The organism is Amycolatopsis sp. NPDC049688, from assembly GCF_040674975.1.
GTDB lineage: Bacteria > Actinomycetota > Actinomycetes > Mycobacteriales > Pseudonocardiaceae > Amycolatopsis.
Genome location: NZ_JBFANY010000007.1, coordinates 384,451 through 409,057, shown reverse-complemented (window position 1 = coordinate 409,057; position 24,607 = coordinate 384,451). Strand labels below are relative to the sequence as shown.

General features: G+C 71.5%; 28 protein-coding genes. 13 read left to right on the top strand and 15 right to left on the bottom strand.

Annotation, left to right across the window (positions count from 1 at the left end; translation table 11 throughout):
* The first annotated feature begins 78 nt into the window (after positions 1–78).
* Complete coding sequence (locus tag AB0J55_RS25265) at positions 79–423, top strand: hypothetical protein (protein ID WP_003071911.1); 345 nt, start codon at positions 79–81, stop codon at positions 421–423.
* Here AB0J55_RS25265 and AB0J55_RS25260 read toward each other — a convergent pair.
* The 5 genes from AB0J55_RS25260 to AB0J55_RS25240 all read right to left on the bottom strand — a co-directional run bounded on the left by AB0J55_RS25260 (position 420) and on the right by AB0J55_RS25240 (position 6,554).
* Entirely contained in the window at positions 420–872 is a 453-nt protein-coding gene (locus tag AB0J55_RS25260) for a GNAT family N-acetyltransferase (RefSeq protein WP_364253012.1), read from the bottom strand. The genes AB0J55_RS25265 and AB0J55_RS25260 overlap by 4 nt on opposite strands.
* 10 nt (positions 873–882) lie before the next feature.
* Entirely contained in the window at positions 883–1,992 is a 1,110-nt protein-coding gene (locus AB0J55_RS25255) for an SMI1/KNR4 family protein (protein WP_364253009.1), read from the bottom strand.
* Positions 1,993–2,002: 10 nt separating this feature from the next.
* The gene (locus AB0J55_RS25250) at positions 2,003–2,977 is read right to left on the bottom strand and encodes a TAXI family TRAP transporter solute-binding subunit (protein ID WP_364253006.1); all 975 of its coding nucleotides are present in this window, start codon (positions 2,975–2,977) and stop codon (positions 2,003–2,005) included.
* Positions 2,974–4,938 (bottom strand): TRAP transporter fused permease subunit, encoded by a 1,965-nt coding sequence (locus tag AB0J55_RS25245; protein WP_364253003.1) that lies wholly within the window; start codon positions 4,936–4,938, stop codon positions 2,974–2,976. Before AB0J55_RS25245 ends, AB0J55_RS25250 begins: the two co-directional genes overlap by 4 nt.
* Positions 4,939–5,054: 116 nt before the next feature.
* The gene (locus tag AB0J55_RS25240) at positions 5,055–6,554 is read right to left on the bottom strand and encodes a leucyl aminopeptidase (protein WP_364253000.1); all 1,500 of its coding nucleotides are present in this window, start codon (positions 6,552–6,554) and stop codon (positions 5,055–5,057) included.
* Positions 6,555–6,663: 109 nt separating this feature from the next.
* Here AB0J55_RS25240 and AB0J55_RS25235 point away from each other — a divergent pair, with 109 nt between their 5' ends.
* Positions 6,664–7,509 carry a hypothetical protein gene (locus AB0J55_RS25235; RefSeq protein ID WP_364252997.1) on the top strand — a complete coding sequence of 282 codons (846 nt, stop codon included), beginning with the start codon at positions 6,664–6,666 and terminating at the stop codon, positions 7,507–7,509.
* Positions 7,502–8,164: a DUF402 domain-containing protein gene (locus tag AB0J55_RS25230; RefSeq protein ID WP_364252994.1), complete on the top strand. Its 663-nt coding sequence runs from the start codon at positions 7,502–7,504 to the stop codon at positions 8,162–8,164. The genes AB0J55_RS25235 and AB0J55_RS25230 overlap by 8 nt, the downstream gene beginning before the upstream one ends.
* On the opposite strand, the gene AB0J55_RS25225 is transcribed toward AB0J55_RS25230, so the two are convergent.
* Positions 8,121–8,420 carry a hypothetical protein gene (locus AB0J55_RS25225; protein ID WP_364252991.1) on the bottom strand — a complete coding sequence of 100 codons (300 nt, stop codon included), beginning with the start codon at positions 8,418–8,420 and terminating at the stop codon, positions 8,121–8,123. The genes AB0J55_RS25230 and AB0J55_RS25225 overlap by 44 nt on opposite strands.
* A gap of 97 nt (positions 8,421–8,517) precedes the next feature.
* Between AB0J55_RS25225 and AB0J55_RS25220 the strand changes: the two genes are divergently transcribed.
* Positions 8,518–9,621 (top strand): branched-chain amino acid aminotransferase, encoded by a 1,104-nt coding sequence (locus AB0J55_RS25220; protein ID WP_364252988.1) that lies wholly within the window; start codon positions 8,518–8,520, stop codon positions 9,619–9,621.
* 48 nt (positions 9,622–9,669) lie between these two features.
* Here AB0J55_RS25220 and cobT read toward each other — a convergent pair whose 3' ends face one another.
* Positions 9,670–10,746, bottom strand: coding sequence for a nicotinate-nucleotide--dimethylbenzimidazole phosphoribosyltransferase (cobT, locus tag AB0J55_RS25215; protein WP_364252985.1), 1,077 nt, complete (start codon positions 10,744–10,746; stop codon positions 9,670–9,672).
* Positions 10,747–10,882: 136 nt separating this feature from the next.
* Between cobT and AB0J55_RS25210 the strand changes: the two genes are divergently transcribed.
* The gene (locus AB0J55_RS25210) at positions 10,883–11,569 is read left to right on the top strand and encodes an IspD/TarI family cytidylyltransferase (protein ID WP_364252982.1); all 687 of its coding nucleotides are present in this window, start codon (positions 10,883–10,885) and stop codon (positions 11,567–11,569) included.
* On the opposite strand, the gene AB0J55_RS25205 is transcribed toward AB0J55_RS25210, so the two are convergent.
* Entirely contained in the window at positions 11,566–12,015 is a 450-nt protein-coding gene (locus tag AB0J55_RS25205) for a hypothetical protein (RefSeq protein ID WP_364252979.1), read from the bottom strand. The genes AB0J55_RS25210 and AB0J55_RS25205 overlap by 4 nt on opposite strands.
* Positions 12,016–12,154: 139 nt before the next feature.
* Here AB0J55_RS25205 and AB0J55_RS25200 point away from each other — a divergent pair, with 139 nt between their 5' ends.
* The 3 genes from AB0J55_RS25200 to AB0J55_RS25190 are packed head-to-tail and all read left to right on the top strand — an operon-like array spanning position 12,155 to position 13,948.
* Positions 12,155–12,904 (top strand): GntR family transcriptional regulator, encoded by a 750-nt coding sequence (locus AB0J55_RS25200; protein ID WP_364252976.1) that lies wholly within the window; start codon positions 12,155–12,157, stop codon positions 12,902–12,904.
* On the top strand, positions 12,901–13,743 hold the full coding sequence (locus AB0J55_RS25195) for a phosphoribosylaminoimidazolesuccinocarboxamide synthase (RefSeq protein WP_364252973.1): 843 nt from the start codon (positions 12,901–12,903) through the stop codon (positions 13,741–13,743). The genes AB0J55_RS25200 and AB0J55_RS25195 overlap by 4 nt, the downstream gene beginning before the upstream one ends.
* Positions 13,736–13,948, top strand: a complete 213-nt coding sequence (locus AB0J55_RS25190) for a hypothetical protein (protein WP_364252970.1) — start codon at positions 13,736–13,738, stop codon at positions 13,946–13,948. The genes AB0J55_RS25195 and AB0J55_RS25190 overlap by 8 nt, the downstream gene beginning before the upstream one ends.
* Here the strand turns inward: AB0J55_RS25190 and AB0J55_RS25185 are convergent.
* From AB0J55_RS25185 to AB0J55_RS25175, 3 genes are all read right to left on the bottom strand, one after another.
* Positions 13,945–14,934, bottom strand: coding sequence for an aldo/keto reductase family protein (locus AB0J55_RS25185; protein ID WP_364252967.1), 990 nt, complete (start codon positions 14,932–14,934; stop codon positions 13,945–13,947). The two genes, AB0J55_RS25190 and AB0J55_RS25185, sit on opposite strands and share 4 nt — an antisense overlap.
* A 59-nt stretch (positions 14,935–14,993) precedes the next feature.
* Complete coding sequence (locus AB0J55_RS25180; RefSeq protein WP_364252965.1) at positions 14,994–15,209, bottom strand: hypothetical protein; 216 nt, start codon at positions 15,207–15,209, stop codon at positions 14,994–14,996.
* 244 nt (positions 15,210–15,453) lie between these two features.
* Complete coding sequence (locus AB0J55_RS25175) at positions 15,454–16,101, bottom strand: DUF3043 domain-containing protein (RefSeq protein ID WP_364252962.1); 648 nt, start codon at positions 16,099–16,101, stop codon at positions 15,454–15,456.
* Between the two features lie 147 nt (positions 16,102–16,248).
* Between AB0J55_RS25175 and AB0J55_RS25170 the strand changes: the two genes are divergently transcribed.
* Positions 16,249–16,626 carry an iron-sulfur cluster assembly accessory protein gene (locus tag AB0J55_RS25170; RefSeq protein WP_004562664.1) on the top strand — a complete coding sequence of 126 codons (378 nt, stop codon included), beginning with the start codon at positions 16,249–16,251 and terminating at the stop codon, positions 16,624–16,626.
* A 63-nt stretch (positions 16,627–16,689) separates the two neighbouring features.
* On the opposite strand, the gene AB0J55_RS25165 is transcribed toward AB0J55_RS25170, so the two are convergent.
* Positions 16,690–16,860, bottom strand: coding sequence for a hypothetical protein (locus tag AB0J55_RS25165; protein WP_167346751.1), 171 nt, complete (start codon positions 16,858–16,860; stop codon positions 16,690–16,692).
* Positions 16,861–17,009: 149 nt separating this feature from the next.
* Here AB0J55_RS25165 and AB0J55_RS25160 point away from each other — a divergent pair, with 149 nt between their 5' ends.
* Complete coding sequence (locus AB0J55_RS25160) at positions 17,010–18,002, top strand: carbohydrate kinase family protein (protein WP_364252958.1); 993 nt, start codon at positions 17,010–17,012, stop codon at positions 18,000–18,002.
* Positions 18,003–18,075: 73 nt separating this feature from the next.
* Here the strand turns inward: AB0J55_RS25160 and asnB are convergent, their stop codons facing one another.
* Positions 18,076–20,010, bottom strand: a complete 1,935-nt coding sequence (gene asnB / locus AB0J55_RS25155) for an asparagine synthase (glutamine-hydrolyzing) (RefSeq protein ID WP_364252955.1) — start codon at positions 20,008–20,010, stop codon at positions 18,076–18,078.
* Between the two features lie 186 nt (positions 20,011–20,196).
* Here asnB and AB0J55_RS25150 point away from each other — a divergent pair, with 186 nt between their 5' ends.
* A complete protein-coding gene (locus AB0J55_RS25150; protein WP_364252952.1) occupies positions 20,197–21,141 on the top strand; it encodes a cytochrome c oxidase subunit II in 945 nt (314 codons plus the stop codon).
* Positions 21,142–21,172: 31 nt separating this feature from the next.
* Positions 21,173–21,592, top strand: a complete 420-nt coding sequence (locus tag AB0J55_RS25145) for a cytochrome c oxidase subunit 4 (RefSeq protein ID WP_364252949.1) — start codon at positions 21,173–21,175, stop codon at positions 21,590–21,592.
* Between the two features lie 54 nt (positions 21,593–21,646).
* On the opposite strand, the gene AB0J55_RS25140 is transcribed toward AB0J55_RS25145, so the two are convergent.
* A complete protein-coding gene (locus AB0J55_RS25140; RefSeq protein WP_364252946.1) occupies positions 21,647–22,606 on the bottom strand; it encodes a helix-turn-helix domain-containing protein in 960 nt (319 codons plus the stop codon).
* 83 nt (positions 22,607–22,689) lie between these two features.
* Here AB0J55_RS25140 and AB0J55_RS25135 point away from each other — a divergent pair, with 83 nt between their 5' ends.
* Positions 22,690–23,580, top strand: coding sequence for a DMT family transporter (locus AB0J55_RS25135; protein ID WP_364252943.1), 891 nt, complete (start codon positions 22,690–22,692; stop codon positions 23,578–23,580).
* Here the strand turns inward: AB0J55_RS25135 and trpD are convergent.
* Positions 23,573–24,607 carry an anthranilate phosphoribosyltransferase gene (trpD, locus tag AB0J55_RS25130; RefSeq protein WP_364252941.1) on the bottom strand — a complete coding sequence of 345 codons (1,035 nt, stop codon included), beginning with the start codon at positions 24,605–24,607 and terminating at the stop codon, positions 23,573–23,575. The genes AB0J55_RS25135 and trpD overlap by 8 nt on opposite strands.

Here is a 24,607-nt window from a genome sequence, read left to right as displayed (position 1 = left end):
CTGCGAGCTAGCCGGGTGTGCGACGCCGACCACACGCGGAGTCCGGGATACTGAGTGGGGTAGGTCTCGGGAGGAGAGGTGGTCGAGGTGGGGCTCTTCGACTCGCTGCGCAGGCGGGCCAAGGGTGGGCAGCGGGCCGGTACGCTGCGGAAAGCCAGTTCCGAGGACACCCGCCACCTCGACGAGTGGGCGGCCACCCGAAGGGGTGTCGAAGCCTTCGTGGAGCCGAAGACCAACGTCACGGAGACCACTGTGGTGTTGATCGCCCACGACGGGGAGTGGACCCGGCGGCGCATCGGCAGCCTGGAGGCGGCGCAGCAGTTCGGCCACCGGCGGTCCATCCCGGTGTACGAGGTCGCGCGGGTCGGGTATCCGAAGCGGATGCGCGAGTACACCGAGCGGAAGAAGCGCGGCCAGGTCTAGAGGTCGATCCGGCCGACGACCTCGCCGTTGAACGTCTGGCCGGTGGGGCGGAAGCCCAGCTTGAGGTAGAACTCCTCCGGGCCGCCCTCGGCCGGGATCCACAGCACGGTCGCGGCCGTGTTGCCCCGCAGCCGGGCCTCCTCCAGGACGGTCTCCACCGCGAACCGGCCGTAGCCGCGGCCCTGCACACCCGCGCCGACGTTGAGGCGCCAGATCCCGCAGCGGAAGAAGTCCAGCTCCGCGTGCGGGTCGAAGCCGCCCATCACGAACGCCACGGGTTCGCCGTCGTCCAGGATCAGCCGGGGCCAGGCGATCTCCGGCTGCGTGTACGCCTCGGCGAGCGAGACCGCGACGGGCGCGACGAAGTCCTTCTGGTGCGGTTCGACGGCCAGCTGGCACGCGGCGGCGACGTTGTCCGGGGTGATCTTCTCCGCGGTGAGGGTGGCCACCCGGTCCAAGCTAGCCCGCCTGGGCCAGCAGCGTGGCGTGCTTGACCAGCGCCGCCCGGAAGGACGCGTGGACCGTGGTGCCCAGGACCGGGTCGACCTCCACCACGTGCCCGGCCGACAGCAGCAGCACCGCGGGGTCGCTGAGGATCACCACGCCGTTCTCGGCGCGCAGGTCCGCCGTGCCGAGCAGGCGGGGGAAGACCACGTCGGCGGGCAGGCCGTCGCAGGTGCGGAGGAACTCGCGGTGGTCGGCGGGCAGCTCGGCGCCGAGCCGCAGCTCCGCCGAGCGGATCGCCGCTTCCGACGCCGGGGGCGGGAGGGCGACCCGGGTACGCAGCAGGGGGCTTTCCGCCGGGGCGGCCGCCGTGGTTCCGCCGGGCCCGGGCCGCCGGTCCGTCGCGCCGCCGCGCTCCGCCGGGGCGGCCGCCGTGGTTCCGCCGGGCGGGAATTCCCCCTTGCCGGGCCGGTCCGTCGCGCCGCCGCGCAGGCGCATGATCTCCGCGATCAGCTCCGGCCAGCTGCCCAGGTCCGGTGGGTACCGCTCGTGCAGCGCCGCGACCAGCGCTCCCGCGCACGCCGGAGCCCAGTCGCGCAGGCCGAGCGGGTCCGCGCCCGCGATCAGCGCCGGGGCCAGCGCCCGCGTCGCCGCCAGCATCGCTACGTCGGGGTGCGGCCCGGCCAAAACAGCCCACAGCGCCAGGTCACCGTCGGCCAGCGCGGTGCGGACCCGGTCCGGACGGGCCGGCGCGACCCGCTTGACCACCTCCGCGACCGGACCCGGCGGCAGGACACCCTCCAAGTCGGAAACCGGCCTGCGCAACGAGGCCGCGTGCGTGCGCTCCTCGAGATCCAGGTCGAGCGGCGGCAACCCCTCCGCCCAGGCCGGCCGCCCGCCGCGCGCTTCGAACAGCATCGCCCACGCGCGGGCCCGCACCGGGTCCGCGGCCAGTGCGGTCACCGGCCGCTCGGTGCGGGCCAGCCACTGGGTGACCAGCCGGTCGGCTTCGCCGAGTTCGCCGGAGGTCGCGAGCAGCAAGGCCGCGTAACCCACCTGGTCGTCGACGCGCGCTTCGGGCGCCGTCAGGATGTCGCGGACCGCCGCTTCGAGGTAGTCCTGCACCCCGCCGACCCTAGCCCAGCGCCTGCTTCGCGCCCGGGTGCAGCGGTACCGGATCCGTCTGGGTCGCCAGCTGTCGCGAGATCTCCTTTGCCGCCGGGTGGACCTTCGCCAGCTCCGCCTGCTTGTCGAAGATCAGCTTCGTGATCGCGCACGCGTTGCCCGCCGGGAAGTCGTCGCGTACCAGCAGGAGGTTGGGCACCACGACCGTCGGCACGTCCGCGGGCTGCCCGTAGGCCGCCTTCGGGATGACGGCCTGGTCGTAGACCGGGTTGACCTTCTTCAGCGCGGGCAGCAGCGGCGTGATGTCGAGGAATTTGACCTTGTCTTTCAGCGCCGTGGTGATGTCGGTGATCTGCGCGGTCGGCAGGCCGCCGGACCAGACGAGCCCGTCGAGCGTGCCCGCCTTCATGCCGTCCGCCGTCTTGGCCAGATCGAGGCGCTGCGCCTGGACGTCGGTGTCCGGCTTGAGCCCCGCCGCCTGCAGCAGCCGGTTCGCGATCACCTCGGTGCCGGACTTCGGCGAGCCCGTCGAGATCCGCTTGCCCTTCATGTCCGCGACGCTGTCGATGCCGGCGTCCGTGCGCACCAGCACCTGCGTCGAGTTCGGGTAGATCCGGGACAGCGCCTGGATCTTCTGCGGCTTGCCGTCGAAGGAACCCTTGCCGTTGACCGCGTCCGCCGCGGTGTCGGCCAGCGAGAACGCGACGTCGTAGTTGCCGGCCACCAGCTGCTGGATGTTCTGCACCGACGCCCCGGTTTCCGCGGCCGTCGCCCGGAGTTTCGTGTTGCTGCTGATCAGCTGGGCCAGCCCGCCGCCCAGCACGTAGTACACGCCGCCGCTGTTGCCGGTGGCGATGGTGATCCGGCCTTCGCCCGCTTCGCAGGACTGCGTCCCACCCGGTGCGGCCTGGTCGGTCTGCTGTTTCCCGCCGCAGCCGGTGACGGCCAGAGCGAGTACCGCGACGGCGGCGACTGCGCGTTTCATGCTGTCCTCCTCTTGAGCACGGCGTGGGTGAGCAGGGCGGCGGCGCCGCACGCGGCACCGATCGCGATCGGCACCGGCTCCAGGTAGAGCAGGCAGAGGGCGGCGGGCACGAACAGCAGCCGCACCGGCAGGCCGACCGGCCCGAACAGCCAGCCGCCGGTCACCACGGCCAGCGCGGCGACGGCGAGCGCGGACACCGCCGTCACCCAGAGCACGGTGAGCACATCGGCCTCCAGCAGCAGCGCGGCGCCGTTGTCGGTCAGCACGAACGCGATCGGCACCAGGAACGCCGGGAGCGTGTACTTCCAGCACTGCCACATGGTGCCGAGCACCGAGCCGCCGGTGATCGCCGCCGACGCCACCGCGGCGAGCGCGGTCGGCGGCGTGACTTCGGACAACACGGCGTAGTAGAAGATGAACATCGCGCGCTCGGCGTCGGCCACGCCGAGTGTCTCCAGGGCCGGGCCGATCACCACCCAGGCGATGATGAAGCTCGCGGTGACCGGCACGGCGAGGCCCAGCACGCCGACGGCGATCGCCGAGAGCAGCACGGTCAGGATCAAGATCAGCGTGCCGTTGTCGGTCAGCGCGCCGGCCAGTTCCACCAGCGCGTCGGCGAGTTCGAGGCCCAGCCCGGTCTTGGTGATGGTCGAGGTGATCACGCCGGCCGCCGCGCACACCGCGATCACCGGCAGCGCCCCCCGGACACCCGCCGACAGCGCGTCGACCATGTCCTTCGCCCACCCGCGGACATCGTGGCGCCGGGCGATCAGCGCGAACAGCGCGGCGACGCCGGTGGCGTAGACGACCGCGGCGAACGGCGGGATGTCCAGGGCGAGGAACACGACGATGATCGCCAGCGACAGGAAGTGATAACCGCCGCGCCGCAACAGTTTCCCGGGATCACCGTGCGGGACGTCGACGGCTTCGGCCTGGAAGCGCCGGGCGTCGGCCTCCATCGCGAACACGATGCCGAGGTAGTACAGCAGCGTCGGGACAGTCGCCCAGACCAGCACCTTCAGGTACGAAGTCTGCAGGTACTCGGCGATGATGAACGCGGCCGCGCCCAGCGTCGGCGGCGAGAGGATGGCCCCGATCCCGGACGCGGCGAGCAGCCCGCCCGCGTTTTCCCTGGGGTAGCGGGCTTCCCGCAGGATCGGCCAGGTGATCGAGCCGAGGCTGACCGCGGTGGCCGTGCCCGAACCCGACACCGTGCCGAGCAGGAAGCCGGACAGCACGGTGGTCCGGCCCGGTGCGGTGCGGGACCGGCGGAACGCGGCGAAGGAGATGTCCACGAAGAACTTCCCGGCGCCGGAAGCGTTGAGCACCGCGCCGTAGAGGGTGAACAGCACGATGTAGCTCGCCGCGACGTCCAGGGGAGTGCCGTAGAACCCGCTGGCGTCGTTGAAGAGCGCGTTGACGATCTGGCTGAAGTCGATGCCCGCGTGGGCGATGCCCCAGTTCTGCGGGAGGTAGCCGCCGTAGTAGGCGTAGGCCAGGAACAGCAGGCAGACGATCGGCAGCACCACCCCGGTCGTGCGGCGGGTGGCTTCGAGGACCAGGACCAGCAGCAGCGCGCCGGCCACGATGTCCAGCGGCGACAGGATTCCTTGCCGGTTCAGGAAGTCGTCGTAGCCCACCAGCACCGGGTACAGGCCGACGGCCAGCGAGATCACCGCCAGGGCCCAGTCGGTCCAACCCGGGTCGTCGCGGCCGCGCAGCCGCGGGCGGTAGCAGAGGAAGACCAGCGGCAGCGTCACGCCGAGGAAGAGCACCAGGTAGAACTGGTTTCCCTTGGCGAAGGGGAAGAAGACCTGCTTGAGCACCAGGACCGCGACGGCGAGGGCGACGAAATAGACGACCCGGTCGGGGACGCGGGACAGCGTGCGCGCCGGGCGTTCCTCGTCGTGCTCGGCGGCGATCGCGGCAGGCGTGTCCTCTTCGACCGGCCCAGTGGTCACCCGGTCACCGTACGGTGTCGCGGATCCCGCCGAAAGGGATCTTCCGGCCCAAACCGTCGTGAGTGTTCAGGCGAGTTCCAACCCGCCTGAACACTCACGACCGGTGCGGGAGGGGCTCAGCCGTTGGCGGCGATGTCCGCCAGCACCGCGGCGATCGAGCGGACCGGGACGCCGGTGCCGCCCTTGCCGGTGTAGCCCCACGGCGAGCCGGTGTTGAACGACGGGCCCGCGATGTCGATGTGGACCCAGTCGAGGCCGTCGGCGACGAACTCGCGCAGGAAGATGCCGGCGGCCAGCATGCCGCCCCAGCGGTGGCCGGTCACGTTGGCCAGGTCGGCCAGCCGCGAGTCGAGGTCGGCGCGCAGTTCCTCCGGCAGCGGCATGGCCCAGCCGTTTTCGCCGGTGGCCTGCATGATCGCGGCGACGCGGTCGCGGAACTCGTCCGAGCCCATCACGCCGGCGGTGCGGTTGCCGAGCGCGACGACCTGGGCGCCGGTCAGCGTCGAGGTCTCGATCAGGTAGTCCGGGTTCTCCTCGGCCGCGCGGACCATCGCGTCCACGAGCACGAGCCGGCCCTCGGCGTCGGTGTTGAGGACCTCGACGGTCTTGCCGCCGTACATCGTCAGCACGTCGCCCGGGCGGTACGACGTCCCCGACGGCAGGTTCTCCGCCAGCGGGATGTGCGCGACGACCTCGAGCGGGTACTTCAGCTTCGCCGCCAGGACGACCGAGGCGAGCACGCCGGCCGCGCCGGACATGTCCGAGGTCATGTGGTCCATGTTCGCGGCGGGCTTGAGCGAGATGCCGCCCGAGTCGAACGTGATGCCCTTGCCGACCAGCGCGACCTTCTTCGCCGCCTTGGCCGGCTTGTAGCCGACGCGCACCAGGCGCGGCTGGCGCGAGGAGCCGCCGCCGACGCCGAGGATGCCGCCGAAGCCCTTGCGCTTCAACGCCTTCTCGTCGAGCACCTCGAACTCGAGGCCGTTGTCCTCGGCCAGCTTCTTCGCGCGGTCGGCGAAGGAGGCCGGGTACAGGTCGTTCGGCGGGGTGTTGATCAGGTCGCGCGCCACGATGACGGCCTCGGCGATCGCGCCGGCCGCCTTCAGCGTCGCCTTGTGCTCGCGCGCGGTGCCCTCGGCCGGGCTCGCGAAGTCGGCCTTCGCCAGCGGGGCGTCGCCCTTCTCGGAGCGGTAGTCGGTGAAGACGTAGGAGCCGAGGACCGTGCCCTCGACGGCGGCCTGCAGGTCGAGCTCCGAGAGCGTGACGAGCGCGCGGTCGGTGCCGGCCAGCGCGCGGCCGGCGGCACCCGCGGCGCGGCGGACCTGCTCGGGGGTGATGGCGTCGCCCGCCTTGCCCAGGCCGACGGCCAGCACGACACCCGCCGGGAGCTTGCCCAGCGTCGGGACCTTGACGACCTCTTCGGCCTTGCCGCTCGCGCCGAGGGTGGCCAGCAGGCCGGCGAGCCGGCCGTCGAAGGCGGCGTCGACGGCGGCGGCGCCGGGGGCGAGCAGGGGACCGTCCTCGCCGGCCACGGTGCCGATGACGACCACGTCGGCGCGCGTCTTGGCCAGTGCCTCCCCGGTGTTGTCGGACAGGGCGAGCTTAGGCACGGTCACTTCTGGCTCCTCGCGCGTTCTCGGTGGTACCGGGCACCGGCCCGGCCGGGATCGTGAGCCATGCTAATGACGACCGGACCACGGGTGAACACAGGGCGAAGGAGGCCGCGTGCGGCTGGGCGGTGGGCTGCTGGTGGCGCTGGCGGCGGCAGCGGCGGGCGCCGGCTGGTGGCTGCTCGCCGGCCTGGTGCTCGCGGCGATCGCCGCGGGGGTGACGGCCCGGGTGCCCGAACCGGGGGATGCCCTGGTGGACCGGGTCGTGGTCGCCGTCGCGCGGCTGTCGGAGGTGACGGTCTACGCCATCGCGTTCGGCGCCTACGTCTTCCCCGCCCACCGGCAACTGGCCGCCGCCGCGTTCGTCGTGGTCGTCGCCGGGGCCGGGTTCGCCGGGCTGAAGATCCCGACGATCGTCGCACGGATCACCGTCGGGCTGTTGCTCGCGGCGGGGCTCACGCTGGTCGTGGTGTGCGTCGCCGTGCCGCCGGTGGGCCTTTCCGACGGCCTGCAGTCCCCGGACTTCGCGGGTGTCCTCGTCGCGGCCGTGCTCACGCTGCCGTTCCTGCGGCCGGCCGGACGCGAGAACGCGGGCCTGCGCGTGCTGCTGCTCGCCGCGTTCGCTCTCCTGGCCGCCTTCGCCGCGCTCTACCAGCTCGGCTCGGTGCGGCTCGGACTGTCGCTCACTTCGCTGCGCGACCTGCTCTCCGCGGCCGACGCGGACGCGCTGCAGCCGCTGCTCACGGCCTTCGCCGTGGTCGCGACCGTCGTCCCGGCGCTCGCCGCGGGCGCGGCAACCCGGGCGCGGACCGGCGTCCCCGGACTCGCCGGGCTCGCCGCCGCCGCGGCGGCCGCGTACTTCCTGCCGCTGCTGCCCGTGCTGGTCGTCGCGGGCCTGGTCACCGTGATCGAGCTGCTACTGGGTGTACGCGCGCGCAGGTACAGTGGGACGCGTGAGTGATCGACGCTGGCGGCCGGGGGAGACCGTGGTCGAGCGGTTCCACCGCCCCGACGGCTCGATCGGCCAGGTCCACCCGCTGCGCGTCCTCGAAGACGACGGCCGCGTCCTGCTCGCCTGGCTGCCGGCGGGCACCGCGATCGTCGGCAGCAGGCTCGCCGACGGCCGCCTGATGCGGGACGCCCCGCTGGACCAGCGGTTCCGCATCCCGCGGGTGCCGGTCGCGGACTCCTGGCACGGCGCGTCGACCCTGCGCCGGATCCCCGAGGACGAGTGGTCTTCGGTCTGGTGGTTCTTCGACCTCGAAGGCCGGTTCAAGAACTGGTACGTCAACCTGGAGATCCCGCTGGGCCGCACGCCCGGCGCGGTCGACCGGATCGACGGCGTGCTCGACGTCGTCGTCGAGCGCGACGGCAGCTGGCGGTGGGACGACGAGGACGAGGCCGAGGCCGCCCTGGAAGTCGGGCGCCTGACCCTCGAGCAGTTCGACCGGCTGCGCGCGGAAGGCGAGCGGATCGGCGCACTGGCCGAACGCGGCGCCTACCCCTTCGACGGAACCGGCACCGACTTCCGCCCGGACCCCGGCTGGCCGGCGCCCGAGCTGCCCGCCTCGCTCAGCCCGCGGTCAGGAGAAGGATCAGCGCCAGCACGGCGTTGACGACCGCGAGGACGACGACCGACTTCGTCGGGACCACCGCCGGGAACGCCTTGCCGTGGATCTTCCGCCACCACACGATGCCGAAGACTCCGCCGACCAGGCCGAGGAAGCCGCCGAAGCCGCTGTCCAGCACGGCCCAGCCGACCATGCCGAGCAGGCCGACGCCGAAGGTCAGCAGCACCGCGGTGACGAACGTCTTGACGTCGGCACCGGTGCTCTTGGGCCGGCGGACCGGCTCAGTGGAGTGGTAGGTCACCGGGCCATCCTAAAGCGCCGCCGCCGCGGGCGCGGGGAACCGGCGAACAGATGGACATCCGACTAACGCGCGTCCGAGCAAGCGGTATCGTCTAGCCATGACGACCACGACACAGTTCGCCCATGTCCCGCACCCGAGTCCTGCGAGCGCGGACCGTGTCGCGGAGGTACTCACCGCCCCCGGATTCGGGGTGTACTTCACCGACCACATGGTGACCGTCAAGTGGTCGAAGGCCGAAGGCTGGCACGACGCCCAGGTCGGCCCGTACGCCCCCTTCACGCTCGACCCGGCGACGTCGGTGCTGCACTACGGCCAGGCCATCTTCGAGGGCCTCAAGGCCTACCGCCAGCCGGACGGCACGATCGCGTCGTTCCGCCCGGACGCCAACGCCACCCGGTTCCGGCAGTCGGCCGAGCGGCTCGCCATGCCGCAGCTGCCCGAGGACGTCTTCGTCGAGTCGCTGCGCGAGCTCATCGCCGTCGACAACCGGTGGGTGCCCACCCGCCAGGGTGATTCGCTGTACCTGCGGCCGTTCATGATCTCGACGTCCACCGGGCTCGGCGTCAACAGCCCGGCCGCCGACTACGTGTACACGGTCATCGCGTCCCCGGCGGGCTCGTACTTCGCCGGCGGCGTGAAGCCGGTCAGCGTGTGGCTGTCCACCGAGTACGTCCGGGCGGCCCCCGGCGGCACCGGCGCGGCGAAGTGCGCCGGCAACTACGCGGCGTCGTTCGTGGCGCAGGCGCAGGCCGTCGAGAAGGGCTGCGACCAGGTGGTCTGGCTCGACGCGGTCGAGCGGCGCTGGGTCGAGGAGATGGGCGGGATGAACCTGTTCTTCGTCTTCGGCTCCGGCGAGAACGCCCGCCTGGTGACCCCGGAGCTGACCGGGTCGCTGCTGCCCGGCGTCACCCGCAAGTCGCTGCTGCAGCTGGCTTCGCGGCTCGGGTACAAGGTCGAGGAGCGCCGCATCTCCACCGACGAGTGGGAGAAGGGCGTGGCGTCGGGCGAGCTGACCGAGACGTTCGCCTGCGGCACCGCGGCGGTGATCACCCCGGTGGGGCACGTGAAGCACGCGAACGGCGAGTTCACCATCGCCGACGGCCGGCCGGGCGCGCTGACGATGAAGCTGCGCGAAGAGCTGACGGGCATCCAGGAGGGCACCCGCCCCGACACCGACCACTGGATGGTCAAGCTCGGCTGAGCGATTCCGGAAGGGCCCGCGCACGGCGAGTGCGCGGGCCCTTCCGCGTCAGGAGGCGGGGGCGGCGATCAGCGGGCCGGAGACGCCGGCCTGCTCGTGCGTCGCGGTTTCGGCGAGGACGCGGGCGGCCATCATCAGCAGCGGCAACGCCGTCACGGCGCCGGTGCCTTCGCCGAGCCGGACGTCCAGTTCCAGCAGCGGGCCCAGGTCCAGGTGCTCCAGGGCGAGGGCGTGCGCGGGTTCGGCGGTCCGCTGGCCGGCCACCCACCAGCGGCGTGCGCCCGGGGCGAGGTCCTCGGCGACGAGCGCCGCGGCGCACGCGACGAGGCCGTCGAGGATCACCGGCGTCCGGCGGGCCGCGGCCTGGGCCAGGAAGCCCGCCATCGCCGCGATGTCCGCGCCCGCGGTGGTGCGCAGCAGGTCCAGGGGGTTCGCGAGGACGGCGCGGGCGCGGCGCAGGGCGTCGCGGACCGCGGTGGCCTTGCGCATCCAGGCGTCGTCGTCGATGCCGGACCCGCGGCCGACGACGGCGACCGGCTCGCTGCCGGTCAGGGCCGCGACCAGCACGGACGCCGGGGTGCTGTTGCCGATCCCGAGGTCGCCCGGGATGAGCAGGTCCGCACCGCCGTCGACCTCCGCGTCGGCGATCGCGATCCCGGCGCGGACCGCGGCCTTGACCTCGGCGTCGGTCAGCGCGTCTTCGACGTCGATCGAGCCGGAGCCGCGGCGGACCTTGAACTCGCCGATCGACCGGGTAGCGGGAGCCTCGGTGTCGACGGCCAGGTCGACCACGCGCACGCTCGCCCCCGCGGCGGCGGCCAGCACGTTGATCACCGCGCCGCCGGTGAGCATGGTGCCCAGCAGCTGCGAGGTGACCTCGGCGGGATAGGCGGAGACGCCCTTCGCGGCAATGCCGTGATCCCCGGCGAAGACGACAACGCGCGGCCGCGTGAACGGCCGCGGCGGCGACTGCCCCTGGCAGGCGGCGATCCAGACGCCCAGCTCTTCGAGCCGCCCGAGCGAGCCGGCGGGCTTGACGAGCTTGTCGTGCAGGGCGATCGCCGCGGACCGGGCGTGGTCGTCGGGCGGAGCGATCTCGGGGAACTCGATGTTTTCCGGCTCCACACCAGGCCCTTCAACTCTTTCGGGGGTTCCGGGTGGCGGAGCCCCCGGCCCGGGGCGGAGCCCCGGTTTCAACGCTGTGGCACGGCAACGCTGCGGCCAACTTACCGGGAACGGGTGCCCGGTAGTCTCGCGGCTCGTGGAAACGACGGCGGCCGCGGTGGTGCTGGCCAGTGGCGCGGGAACCCGCGTCGGCGCGAAGCTGAACAAGGTCTACCTGCCCCTGGCCGGCCGGCGGATCGTCGCCTGGTCGCTGGATGCCTTCCGCAAGCTGCCCGGCATCGGCGTGCTCGTGCTGGTCATCCGGCCGCAGGATCGGGAACTCGCCGAAGAGGTCGCCGGCGACGGCGTCGAGGTCGTGCACGGCGGGGACACGCGCCAGGCTTCCGAGCTGAACGCCCTGCGGCACCTCGCCCCGCGAATCAGAGGCGGCCGGGTCGACGTCGTGTTGCTGCACGACGCGGCCCGGCCGCTGGTCCACCCCGAACTGGTCGGTGCGGTGTTGGCCCGGACACGCGAGGACGGGGGGGCTGTGCCGGGCCTGGCCGCGGACGACGTCGTCGAGGTGGATGCCGGGCACCTGGTCGCCCAGGTGCCCGGCGCGATCCGCGTCCAGACGCCTCAGGGCTTCCGGGCCGGACCGCTGCTCGAGGCCTACGAACAGGCCGAGCGCGAAGGCTTCGTGGGTACGGACACTTCGTCCTGCATGGAGCGGTTCTCCTCCCTGCCGATCCGGTGGGTCCCGGGGGCTCCCGAGAACCTCAAGATCACCTATCCCCACGACCTCGTGGTCGCGGAGCGGCTACTGGCTCGCGAAGCGCGTTAAGCGCACGCGGGCGGGCCGCCGCCGTCGTCTTCGTTCCGGTACGTTCCGGTCGGCCGGATCGTCACGTCCTGCCGCAGTTCCGGCGGGATGCAGCAGTCCGGCTGCGGGCGCAGCGCCTGCAGCGGCGCGCCCGGGGTGCCGGGCTCCGCCAGGGTCAGCACGGCCCGCAGCGTCCAGACCGGGGTGGCGTGGTACTGCCAGGTGACGACCCGCGGGTGGAACACGTCCGTTCCCGGGAAGGTCGGCACGCGGTAAGCGCTGGCCCGGTGCTCGTCGCGGAGGATGATGACGTCCGCGCAGGTCGGCCACCGCTTGACCGCCGCGTAAAGCTCCGGCGCCTCGCGGCCGCCGAACAGGTGCAGCACCCAGTTGCGGCGCCGGAGTTCCTCGAGGAGTTCCTCGAGGCCCTGGCCGCTTGAGCCGCTGTGTGATGTGGGCGGGGACACACTTTCGAGGGTAACTTGCGTACTAGTGCGCAGTCCAGCACGTGTACTAGTACACCTGGGTGGTTCTGAACAGGGCTTTGTGGGAGACACCCCGGCGTGCTAGAACACTTGTGCGCGTTGTCCGGCGTGAGGAGCCGACTTGCCCACCCTCGACCGTCCTGAGCCGCCGTACCTGCAGATCGCGGGCCGGATCCGTGACGACATCCTGTCCGGCCGGTTGCAGGAGGGCGACGCGGTGCCGTCCGCGCGCGAGATCGCCCGCACCTGGGCCGTCGCGATGGCGACCGCGACCAAGGTACTGGCCACGCTCCGCTCGCAGGGCCTGGTGCGCCCCGTGCGCGGCGTCGGCACGGTCGTCGACCGCGGCGGCCTGCACCGCACGGCCCGTGACCGCGCCGCCGCCGCGGGCCGGACGGGCCGGATCTACCCGCCGGGCCACTACGCGGTGGTCCGGTCGGCCGGGCTCGAACCGGCGTCCGAACGCGCCGCGGCCGCGCTGGGCCTGGAGCCGGGCGCCCCGGCCATCCGCCGCCGCCGCACCACCTACGGGTCCGACTCGCAGCCGCTGTCGACGTCGACGTCGTGGTTCGACGGCGCGCTGTCGGCGAAGGCGCCGGCGCTGCTGGTGGCCGAGCGGATCGTCGAAGGCACCGCGGCCCACGCGGCCGCCCGGCTGGGCACGAAGATCGCGACGACGCAGGAACGGCACGCGGCGGGCCGCGCGAGCGAGGAAGAGGCGGCCGAGCTGGGGCTGGCCGCCGGGTCGCCGGTGCTGCTGGGCCGGAGCACCTTCCTGGCGGCCGACGGGACGGTCGTCGAGTACGGTGAGTCCGCCGCCTTGCCCGACCACTGGGTTTTCTACGAGTACACGACTGAGGACGGCGAATGAAGCACATCCACGCGGGCAAGGTCCGTGACCTGTACGAACTCGACGGCGGGGACATCCTGCTGGTCGCGTCCGACCGCGTCTCGGTCTACGACGTGTCGCTGCCGACGCCGATCCCGGACAAGGGCAAGCTGCTCAACCAGCTCTCCGCGTGGTGGTTCGACCGGATGGCCGACGTCGTCCCGAACCACGTCGTGTCGACCACCGACGTGCCGGAGCAGTTCGCCGGGCGGGCGATGCGCTGCAAGCCGCTGAAGATGGTCAAGGTCGAGTGCATCGCCCGCGGCTACCTGGCCGGCCTGGGCCTGCGCGAATACCAGCGCGACGGCAAGATCTCCGGCGTCGCGCTGCCGCCGGGACTGGTCGAAGGCGACAAGCTGCCGGAGCCGATCTTCACGCCGACGACGAAGGAGTCCGACACCGGGCACGACGAGTTCATGACCTTCGACGAGGTCCTGAACGAGATCGGCGAGGACACCGCGAAGCGGCTTCGCGAGCTGACGCTGGAGATCTACACGAAGGGCGCCGAGCACGCGGCGGCCCAGGGTGTGATCATCGCCGACACGAAGCTGGAGTTCGGCTTCGACGCCGACGGCACGCTGACCCTCGGCGACGAGGTCCTGACGTCGGACTCGTCGCGGTTCTGGCCCGCCGACGAGTGGGAGCCGGGCCGCCCGCAGCACGCGTTCGACAAGCAGTTCGTGCGCGACTGGTCGCGGTCGACGGGCTGGGACCAGACCCCGCCCGGGCCGGAGATCCCCGCGGAGATCGTCGAGCAGACACGGCGGCGCTACACCGAGGTCTACGAGCGGATCACCGGGAGGACCTGGGTTCGTGGGTGACTACGACCCGTACAAGCTGATCGACGAGGTCGAGACGCTGCTGGTTTCGCACGGCCTCGCGCCGTCGCGGGTGCCCGGGCGGGGAGGCGACCGGCTGGCCGGGGCCAGCCGCCTCCTGCGCGGGTTCGGGCTGCAGCCCCGGCAGGCCCCGGAGGACGCGTTCGAGCTCGGCGTGCCGTTCCAGGGCCGGATCAACCAGGACTAGGGGCTCTTGGTCAGGCTCGGGTCGCGCTCCACGACGTCGCCGAGGACGTCGTCGATGGCCGTGAGCAGGTCGGCGTCGAGCTTCTGGCCGGCGGCCTTGACGTTCTCGTGCACCTGTTCCGGGCGCGAGGCCCCGATGATCGCCGAGGCGACGTTCGGGTTCTGCAGCACCCAGGCGACGGCCAGCTGGGCGAGGCTCAGGCCGGCCTGCTGCGCGAGCGGCTCGAGCTCGGCGACGCGCTTGAGGACGGTCTCGTCGAGGAAGCGGGCGACCATGTTCGCCCCGCCCTTCTCGTCGGTGGCCCGCGAGCCGGCGGGGTAGTCCTGGCCGGGCTTGTACTTGCCGGTGAGCACGCCCTGCGCGATCGGCGACCAGACGATCTGGCTCAGGCCTTCGCGCTCCGAGGCGGGGATGACCTGGTCCTCGATGACGCGCCAGAGCATGTTGTACTGCGGCTGGTTGGAGACGAAGGGGACCTTGAGCTCGCGGGCGAGGGCGGCCCCGCGGGAGATCTGCTCGGCGGTCCACTCGGAGACGCCGACGTAGAGCACCTTGCCTTGGCGCACGAGGTCGGCGAAGGCGAGCATGGTCTCTTCGAGCGGCGTGTGCCGGTCGAAGCGGTGGGCCTGGTAGAGGTCGACGTAGTCGGTGCCGAGCCGTTGGAGGCTCGCGTTCGCGGACTCCATGATGTGCTTGCGGGAGAGGCCCTTGTCGTTGGGGCCCTTGGGACCGGTGGGCCAGTAGACCTTGGTGAAGATCTCGAGGCTTTCCCGCCGCTGGCCCTTGAGGCCGCGCCCGAGGACCGATTCGGCGACGGTGTTGGCGTAGACGTCGGCGGTGTCGAAGGTGGTGATGCCGGCGTCGAGGGCGGCCTTGATGCAGGCGTGCGCTTGGTCCTCCTCGACCTGGGAACCATGGGTGAGCCAGTTCCCGTACGAGATCTCACTGACGTTGAGGCCACTGCGGCCGAGACGACGAAACTCCATGGGCCTCAGCCTAGGCGGTAATCGTTTGCTTTGCTAACGACCCTGGAGTGACTCCGGCATCACTTGGGCTGTTCGTCCTGCTTGTCGGCCGGAGGGCCCGTTTCGATCTCGAAGAACGGCAGCTTGAGGCGGAACCGCTCGCCGTCCTGGCGCTTCGCGAGGTGAAGCCGGTAGATGAGCCAGGCGCCGAGGAAGACGATGACGAGGATGGCGGCGATCGCCCAGAGGCTCGCCGCGGACATGCCGACGATGCGAGCCAGCAGGGATTCGGACACGCGTTCGCCTCACCGCCGGTGGGCCCGGGACATCCTCGCCGGCCGGTCGGGCGCAACGCGGGGTAGTCCGGCTTTCGCCGGCGCGTGCTCATGGCGTCCGATCCCGGGTGGCCCCGGCTGGTAGGGCCAGACAGAACGCCGGACCGGCCGGGTGTGACGACAGGTCCTGGCTGCGAAGCCTACCGCAGTCCGGGCAGCAAGAAGCCGGGTCGAGCAGTGCTCGACCCGGCTTCTTCGAAACCGCTCAGTTCGGGATCGGGTCGCCCGGCTTCAGCCGCGGCTTCGGGACCCGCAGCTTCCGGATCTGCGACGCCCGCACGAACGCGTACCAGCCGATCGACCGGCCGTTCACCGCTTCCTTCGGGAACTTCTCCCGCACCAGCTTCGCGATCTTCCGCCCGTTCACGAAGCCCTCGATCGCCATCACCAGCAGCATCGCCGTGCACAGCAGCGTGATGTACGACTGCACCTGCGGCAGCGGCACCAGCAGCGCCAGGAACACCACGATCGCCAGCGGCATGAACAGGCCGAGCAGGTTGCGGCGGCTGTCGACCAGGTCGCGGACGTACGCCTTGACCGGGCCGCGGTCGCGGGGGAGGAGGGCCTTGTCGTCGCCGCGCATCATCGCTTCGCGGCGGGCCTTGGCCGCTGCGCGGCGGTCCTCCTTGGTCTGGGGGTTCGCCTTGCGCAGCTCCTTGTTGCGCTTCATCGCCTCACGCATGGTGGTGGGCGGCGGCGCCACCGGGCCGCGCTTCTTCGCCTCCGCGTCACGGCGCTTGGGCGTGGCCTTGCCCTTACCGGGCGTGAACGCCTTGCCGCCGACGTCGACGGCGTCCGTCGTCTCCGGCTCTTCGGCGGCGGTGTCTGTGGTGCTTCGGCGCAGGAACCTCACGTCATCAGGGTATTGCAGGCGTCACGCCGCCGTTCACCAGGTCGATCCATGTGCGACGATGGTGGGGAACAGATCGGACGTCCCCGGTGTTGAACAGCTCAGCACGAGGAGTATCCGCAGCGAGTTCGACTTTGATGAGGGAGTGCCATGACGACCGCTGAGCACGCCGGCGCGACGCAGGCCGAGACCGCCGAGGAGACCCACGGCGTCACGTTGACCGACGCCGCGGCTTCCAAGGCGAAGGCCCTGCTCGAGCAGGAGGGCCGCGACGACATGCACCTGCGCATCGCCGTCCAGCCCGGTGGCTGTGCGGGCCTGCGCTACCAGCTGTTCTTCGACGAGCGCACGCTCGACGGCGACCTGTTCCGCGACTTCGACGGCCTCAAGGTCGCCGTGGACCGGATGAGCGCGCCGTACGTGTCGGAAGCCGTCATCGACTTCGTGGACACGATCGAGAAGCAGGGCTTCACGATCGACAACCCGAACGCCACCGGCTCCTGCGCCTGCGGCGACTCGTTCCACTGAGTGACAGCGACGAAGAAGGCCCCGCCTCCCGAGGGAGGCGGGGCCTTCTTCGTCGCTGCGGACCTACACGTACGCGTCGAGCTCGGCCACCTGGGCGTGGCACGCCTCGTCGACCTGCCACGGCTTGGCCGTGACACGGGGCTGCGGCAGGCTCTCGGCCTGCAACGTCGCCGGGATGAGCGCGCAGTCGGCGATCAGCTCGGACAGGGTCTCGGGTTCGGTGACGGCGTTCACGATTCGTAACGCTATTGATCCGCTCTCGACTGGAGAAGGAGTACCAGCCGGTAGTGTCGGCTGGGCACGCGCGAACTACCCGGATGGGTCATGACCCGGGGGGTAACTTCGCGCCTTTTGCCGTGAGGCCGAGCACAAAGGAGCAGCCGGTGGCAGAAAAGGCCAGGATCGCGGTGTCCGGCAGTATCGCGACCGACCACCTCATGCACTTCCCGGGCAGGTTCGCCGAGCAGCTGGTCGCCGAGCAGCTGCACCGCGTCTCGCTGAGCTTCCTCGCCGACGACCTGGTCGTCCGGCGCGGCGGCATCGGCGCGAACATCGCCTTCGGCCTCGGGGTGCTCGGCGTCCAGCCGGTCCTCGTGGGTGCCGTCGGCGCCGACTTCGCCGACTACCGCTCCTGGCTGGAGCGGCACGGGGTGGACACCTCGGGCGTGCACGTGTCCGAGGTCGCGCACACCGCGCGGTTCGTCTGCACCACCGACGAGGACCTCTGCCAGATCGCGACGTTCTACGCCGGCGCGATGGCCGAGTCCCGCAACATCGAGCTGCAGCCGATCGCCGAGCGCGCCGGCGGCCTCAGCCTGGTGCTGATCAGCCCGGACGACCCCGAAGGCATGATCCGCCACGCCGCGGAGTGCCGGCAGCGCGGGTACGAGTTCGCCGTCGACCCGTCGCAGCAGCTGGCCCGGATGAGCGGCGAGCAGGCGCGGGCGTTCGTCGCCGGCGCGAAGTACCTGTTCAGCAACGACTACGAGTGGGAGCTGCTGCTCCAGAAGACCGGCTGGACCGAGGCCGACGTCCTCGGCCAGGTCGGCCTGCGCATCACGACGCTGGGCGAGAAGGGTGTCGAGATCGTCGGCCAGGACGGCGTCAACCTGCAGATCGGCGCGGTCCCCGAGCGCGCGAAGGCGGACCCGACGGGCGTCGGCGACGGCTTCCGCGCGGGCTTCCTGGCCGGCCTCGACGGCGGACTCGGCGTCGAGCGCGCCGCCCAGCTCGGCTCGCTGATCGCGGTCCTGGTGCTGGAGACGGTCGGCACCCAGGAGTGGACGTTCGACCGCACCGAGGCGCTGGCCCGCATCGGCGAGGCGTTCGGCCCGGACGCGGCCGAGGAGATCGCGCCGGTCCTGCCCGCCGCCTGAGCCCCGCCCGCGGCTCGTGAGTGGGAAACAGGGTTGGAACACTGCTTCCCACTCACGAGAGCCGCGGCAGGCTTCAGAGCTTGACCGGGTAGACCGGCTCGGGGATCTCCGGCTTGATGCGGTGCTCGACGAAGATGCCGTGCCACAGCATGAACACGATGAGCGCCCACAGCTGCCGGCTGCGGTCCAGCTGGCCCGCCTTGTGCTCCTCCAGCAGCGCCAGGATCGCCTGCTTGTCCAGCAGCTCCTCGGTCTTCGAGTCCGAGATGATCCCGCGGGCCCAGTCGTACATCTCGTTGCGCAGCCACAGCCGGATCGGAACCGGGAAGCCGAGCTTGCGGCGGTTCAGCACGTGCGCCGGGATGATCTTGGCCAGCGCTTGGCGCAGCGCGTACTTCGTCGTCCCGTGCGCCAGCTTCTGATCGAGGGGGATCGACGCGGCGACCTTGAACACCTCGGCGTCCAGGAACGGCACCCGCAGCTCCAGCGAGTTCGCCATCGTCACCTTGTCGGCCTTGACCAGGATGTCGCCGCGCAGCCACGTGTAGAGGTCGACGTGCTGCATGCGGGCCACCGGGTCCCAGCCGCGCGAGACCTCGTACCAGGGTGCCGTGACGTCCTTGAAGCCGACGCCCTCCTGGTAGGTCTTCAAAACGTTCCGCAGCTGGTCGTCGCGGAAGTTGCGGGCGTTGCCGTAGTAGCGGTCCTCCAGCGGCAGCGCGCCGCGGCGCAGCAGGTCCTTGCCGCGGGTGCCCTCGGGGATCTTCGTCGACACTTTGCCGATCAGCTTCCGCATGCCGCCCGGGATCTTCTCGAACGGCGCCAGCGAGATCGGCTCGTTGTAGATCGTGTAGCCGCCGAACAGCTCGTCCGCGCCCTCGCCGGACAGCACCGCCTTGACGTGCTTGCGGGCCTCGCGGGCGATGAACCACAGCGGGACCAGCGCCGGGTCGGCCACCGGGTCGTCGAGGTACCAGACGATGAGCGGCAGGACCTCCATCATCTCGTCCGCCGACACCGTCCGGACCACGTGCTTCACGCCGATCGCGGCGGCCGACTCGGCGGCGACGTCGACCTCGGAGTAGCCCTCGCGCTCGAACCCGGTGGTGAACGCGATCAGGTTCGGGTTGTGCTCCTTGGCCAGCGTGGCGGTGGCCGTGGAGTCGATGCCGCCGGACAGGAAGGCACCCACGGTGACGTCCGGGTCGGAGATCATGTGCTTGCCGACCGAGTCGCGCATCACATCGGCGATGCGCTGGTACAGCTCTTCGGCCTCGGCGGGGGAGTTGACCGGCTTCGCGCTGAACTGCGGGTGGAAGTAGCGGGTGAACTTCACCTCACCGCCGGGCACCACCTCGAACGACGTCCCGGATTCGACGCGCCGGATCGCCGTGTGCAGCGACTCGGGCTCGGGCACGTACTGCAGCACCAGGTAGTGCTGGAGGGCCCTGCGGTCCAGCTCCTGCGCGACGCCGAGGACGTCCGACAGCTCCAGCAGGCTCTTCTTCTCGCTGGAAAACGCCACGCCGCCGGGGCCGGCCGAGTAGAACAGCGGCTTGATCCCGAACGGGTCGCGCGCGCCGAAGACCCGCTTCTCCTGGGAGTCCCAGATCATGAAGGCGAACATGCCGCGCAGGCGCTTGACCCACTCCGCGCCGAGGTAGTGGAAGCCGGCGACGATGGCTTCGCCGTCACCCTCGGTCTCGAACTTCGCGCCGTGCTTTTCGGCGAGCTCGGCCCGCAGCTCCAGGTAGTTGTAGATCTCGCCGTTGAAGTTCATCGTGTACCGGCCCGGCGCCTCCGGCGGCCCCCAGACCAGGGGCTGGTGGGCGTGCTCGACGTCGATGAAGGCGAGCCGGTTGAAGCCGTAGACGACCTCGGCGTCGGCCCAGGTGTCCTGCTCGTCGGGGCCGCGGTGGCGCTGGCAGCGCATGGCCGCGCCGACGGCGTCACGCGCGTTCGCCGCGCCGGTCTCGGTCGCGCAGATCAGTCCAAGCAGGCCGCACACGGGTACTCACACACCTTCAGGGTCTTCACCGGGCTGGGGGAAGGCCCCAGTATGCCGGGACCGCCGTGGCGAGTACCACGCGCGTCGACGGTTACCCCTTAGTCAGCGGACCGCGTCAACTCGGCTAGGCTCCGCCCTGTCACAAAGATCGGTCGTAGGAGGCTCTGGGTGAAAGGGCGAGGCGCAGTGGGACAACCCGAGCGCACCCTGGGGAAGCGGACCGTGCGGATCGCCGCGCTGGCCGTGCTGGTCGCGCTGACCGCGACGGGCTGCTCCGGCGACGAGATCCTGCGCTTCGGCTGGCCGGTGGGCGTCACCCACCAGGCCGACCAGATGCGCACGCTGTGGACCTGGGCCGTGGTGGCCGCGCTGGTCGTCGGCGTCATCGTGTGGGGCCTGATCTTCTGGACCGCGACGTTCCACCGCAAGAAGAAGACCGCCGACGGCGAGCCGGAGGAGCTGCCCCGGCAGTTCCAGTACAACATCCCGCTGGAGCTGTTCACGGTCGTCGTCCCGACGATCATGGTCTGCGTCCTGTTCTTCTTCACCGCGACGACGGAGTCGAAGGTCCTCGACAAGATCCCGAACCCGGACGTCAAGGTCCAGGTCGTCGCCTTCCAGTGGAACTGGGAGTTCAAGTACGAGGACGCCAACGCGGCGAAGCCCGACGGCAGCGGCCAGGTCAGCACGGTCGGCTCGTCCGGCGAGATCCCGCTGCTGGTGCTCCCGGTCGGCAAGACCATCCAGTACGACCTGGTCTCCACCGACGTCATCCACTCCTTCTGGGTGCCGGAGTTCCACTTCAAGCGGGACGTCTTCCCGAACCCGGAGAAGAACAACCAGGACAGCTCGTTCCAGAACAAGATCGACCGCGAAGGCTCCTTCGTCGGCCGGTGCGCGGAACTGTGCGGCACCTACCACTCGGTGATGAACTTCGAGGTCCGCGCGCTGTCGGCGGACAAGTTCGACCAGTACATCGCGCTGCGCAAGCAGGTGAACCCGGCCACGGGCCAGACGTTCACCGCGGCCGAAGCGCTGGCGAAGATGAACTGCGGCGAGCTGTGCACCCCGCACGCGGTGACCACCCAGCCGTTCAACACCGACCGCACCGCGCGCACCGCGTCCAACTGACGGCGTCGCACCCAAGGAGTAGGAAAAGACCATGAAGGTCGAAGCCCGCATCTTCTTCATCGTGGCGATCTTCGCCGTGTTCATGGCGGCCGTGTACTGGGTGTGGACCGGCCTGTCCGCGACCCACGGACCGGAGCCGGTCGGCATCGTCGCCCTGTTCCTCACCGGCGGCCTCGCGTTCCTGGCGGGCAGCTACATGCAGTTCATCTCCCGGCGCATCGAGCCGCGCCCGGAGGACCGCGAGGACGCCGAGATCAGCGACGGCGCGGGTGAGCTGGGCTTCTTCAGCCCGGGCAGCTACTGGCCGATCGGCATGGCGGCCACCGCGGCGCTCGCGGCCGTGGCGCTGGCGTTCTTCCACATCTGGCTGCTGGTGATCGCCCTGGTCGCGCTGCTCATCACGATCGGCGGCCTGGTGTTCGAGTACCACACGGGCCCCTCGCACGACTGACGCTCACGCATCCGGAACCGGCCGTCACGCACCCGCGTGGCGGCCGGTTTCGTTTCAACCGCGGAACGCTGTCCGGTAGGAGGATGGGCTCGTGCCGCGCAGCCGGCTGAACTGGTGGCGCAGGGCGGCCGCCGACGCGTAGCCGCACGCCGTCGCGATGTCCTCCACCGACAGTCCGCCCTCCTCCAGCAGGGCCTGGGCGCGGTCCAGCCGCCGCTCGGTCAGCCAGCGGTGCGGCGTGGTGCCCGTCGCCGCGGAGAAGCGGCGCAGGAACGTCCGCTCGCCGAGGCCGCTGCGGCGGGCCAGTTCGGCCACCGTGAACGGCTGGTCCAGGCGCCGCTCCACCCACTCCAGGGCCTCCGCCACCACGGCGTCGTCGCCCGCCGCCGTCGCCGGGACGGGTGCCTGCACGAACTGCGCCTGCCCGCCCGCGCGGTGCGGAGCCGCCACCATCCGCCGGGCCAGCGTCGTGGCTGCCGCGACGCCGCGCAGGCGGCGGACCAGGTGCAGGCACAGGTCGACCGCGGCGACCGTGCCCGCGCTGGTCAGGACGCCGCCGTCGTCGGCGTACAGCGCCTGCGGATCCACCTGGGCCGCCGGGAACCGCTGCCGGAATTCCGCCTCGTACACCCAGTGGACCGTGCAGCGGCGGCCGTCGAGCAGGCCCGCGTAGCCGAGGGTGAACACCCCCGCGCAGAACCCCGCCACCCAGGCGCCGCGCCCGGCCGCGTCGCGCAGGACGTCCAGCACCGGTCCGGGCGGCGGGGCGGTCCTCGGCGCGCACGTCGGCACGATCAGCAGGTCCGCCGAGGCCGCGAAGTCCAGGTCCCGCAGGCCGGACAGCCCGAACCCGGACCAGCTTTCGACCGCGGAGCCGCCGGGGGAGCAGACGGCGAAATCCCAGCCTTCGATGCCGTCGGCGCTGCGGTCGGTGCCGAAGACCTCGCACGCGACGCCCAGCTCGAACGGCGAAACGCGGTCGGCGAGCACCACGGCGACCCGGTTGACGTCCATGGCGGCCAGTCTGTCACAAGTTTTGCGGCCATTGTCATCTCTGACACTGGTTGGCGGCGCCGGACGGGACGAACCTGGTCGGCATGACGAACTCCGAAACCCGCCCGCTGCTCCAGTGGTCCGCGGCGATGGCGATGTCCGGCACGATCGGTGCCGTCGTGCTCGAGAGCGGCGCGGCCGCCCCCGCCGTGGCGTTCGCCCGCTGCTTCGTCGGCGGCGCGCTGCTCGTGCTGTGGTGCCTCTCGCGCGGCTGGCTGCTCTCCTGGCGGCCGTCCCGCCGCGACCTGGGGCTGGCCGTGCTGGGCGGGCTGTTCCTAGTCGGCAACTGGGTGCTGCTGTTCGCCTCGTACGCGCTGTCGTCGATCTCGGTCAGCACGGTCGTCTACCACACCCAGCCGCTGATCCTGGTCGGCCTGGCGGCGGCGTTCCTCGGGGAGAAGGTGGCCAAGAGCCACCTGGCCCGGGCCGGGATCGCCTTCGCCGGGGTGGCGTTGATCTCCCTGTCCGCGCACGGCGAGGACGGCAAGCCGGTGCAGCTCGCCGGCATCGCATTGGCCCTCGGCGCGGCCGTGTTGTACGCCGGAGCGTCCTTCGTCGCGAAGCAGCTGAAGCACATCCGCCCGCACCTGCTGGCCGCGGTGCAGACGACGGTGGGCGCGCTGGTGCTCGCCCCGGCGCTGCTGATCACGCCGCTGCCGGCGACGACCTCGGGCCTGCTCTGGCTGGTCCTGCTCGGCACCGTCCACACCGCACTGATGTACGTGCTGATGTACGCGAGCATCGGCAAGCTGCCGACCACGACGGTGGCGCTGCTGTCCTACCTGTACCCGGTGGTCGCTGTCCTGGTCGACATCGTGTTCTACGGCCACCGCCCGAACTGGCCGGAGGCGCTGGGCATGCTCGCGGTGCTGGCGGCCGCACTGGCACCGCAGCGCAGCCGCCGCCCCGAAGCGCAGCCGGTGAAGGTCAGCTGAAGGCGATCCAGCGGTCCAGCAGCGCGGCCGCGGCACCCGAGTCGATCGCCTCCGCGGCCCGCGTCAGCCCGGCCCGGAGGTCGTCCTCCAGGGAGTCCGAGAAGCCCGTGAAGGCGGCCAGCGCGGCCGCCGCGTTGACCAGGACCGCGTCGCGGACCGGGCCCGGCTTGCCGCCGACCAGCTCGCGGACCACCTCCGCGTTCGCCGCCGCGTCGCCGCCGCGCAGGTCCTCCGCCGTCGCTCGGGGGATGCCCACGGACGCCGGGTCGAAGCTGCGTTCGGTGACCTCGCCGTCCGAGACCACCCAGACCGTCGACGTCGTCGTCGTGGTGATCTCGTCGAGGCCGTCGTCGCCGCGGACCACCAGGGCGCGGGTGCCGCGGCGGGCGAACGTCTCCGCCAGCACCCGCGTCTTGTCGGCGTACGCGCAGCCGATGAGCGCCGCGCCCGGCTGGGCCGGGTTGGTCAGGGGGCCGAGCAGGTTGAACGTCGTCGGGATGCCGAGCTCGCTGCGCACCGGGCCGGCGTGCCGCAGCGCCGGGTGGAACGCCGACGCCAGGAAGAACCCGACGCCGACCTCCGCGAGGCTGCGCTGGACGTCCTCCGGCGGCAGGCTGATCCGCACGCCGAGGGTCTCCAGCACGTCCGCCGCGCCGGACTTCGACGACGCGCTGCGGTTGCCGTGCTTGGCCACCGGCGCGCCCGCCGCGGCCGTGACGATCGTCGCCATCGTCGAGATGTTCACCGAGTTGGAGCCGTCGCCGCCGGTGCCGACGATGTCGACCGCCGGGCGGTCCAGTTCGACCCGCCGGGCGTGCGCCAGCATCGTGGCGGCCATGCCGGCGATCTCCTCGGGCGTCTCGCCCTTGGCGCGCAGCGCGACCGCGAACCCGGCGATCCGGGCCGGGCTCGCCGCGCCGCTCATGATCTGGTCCATCGCCCACGCCGTGTCCTCCGCGGAGAGGTCGACGCCCGCGATGAGCTGCTTGAGCAGGGGTGGCCAGGTGCGGGGGACCGGGGTGGTCAC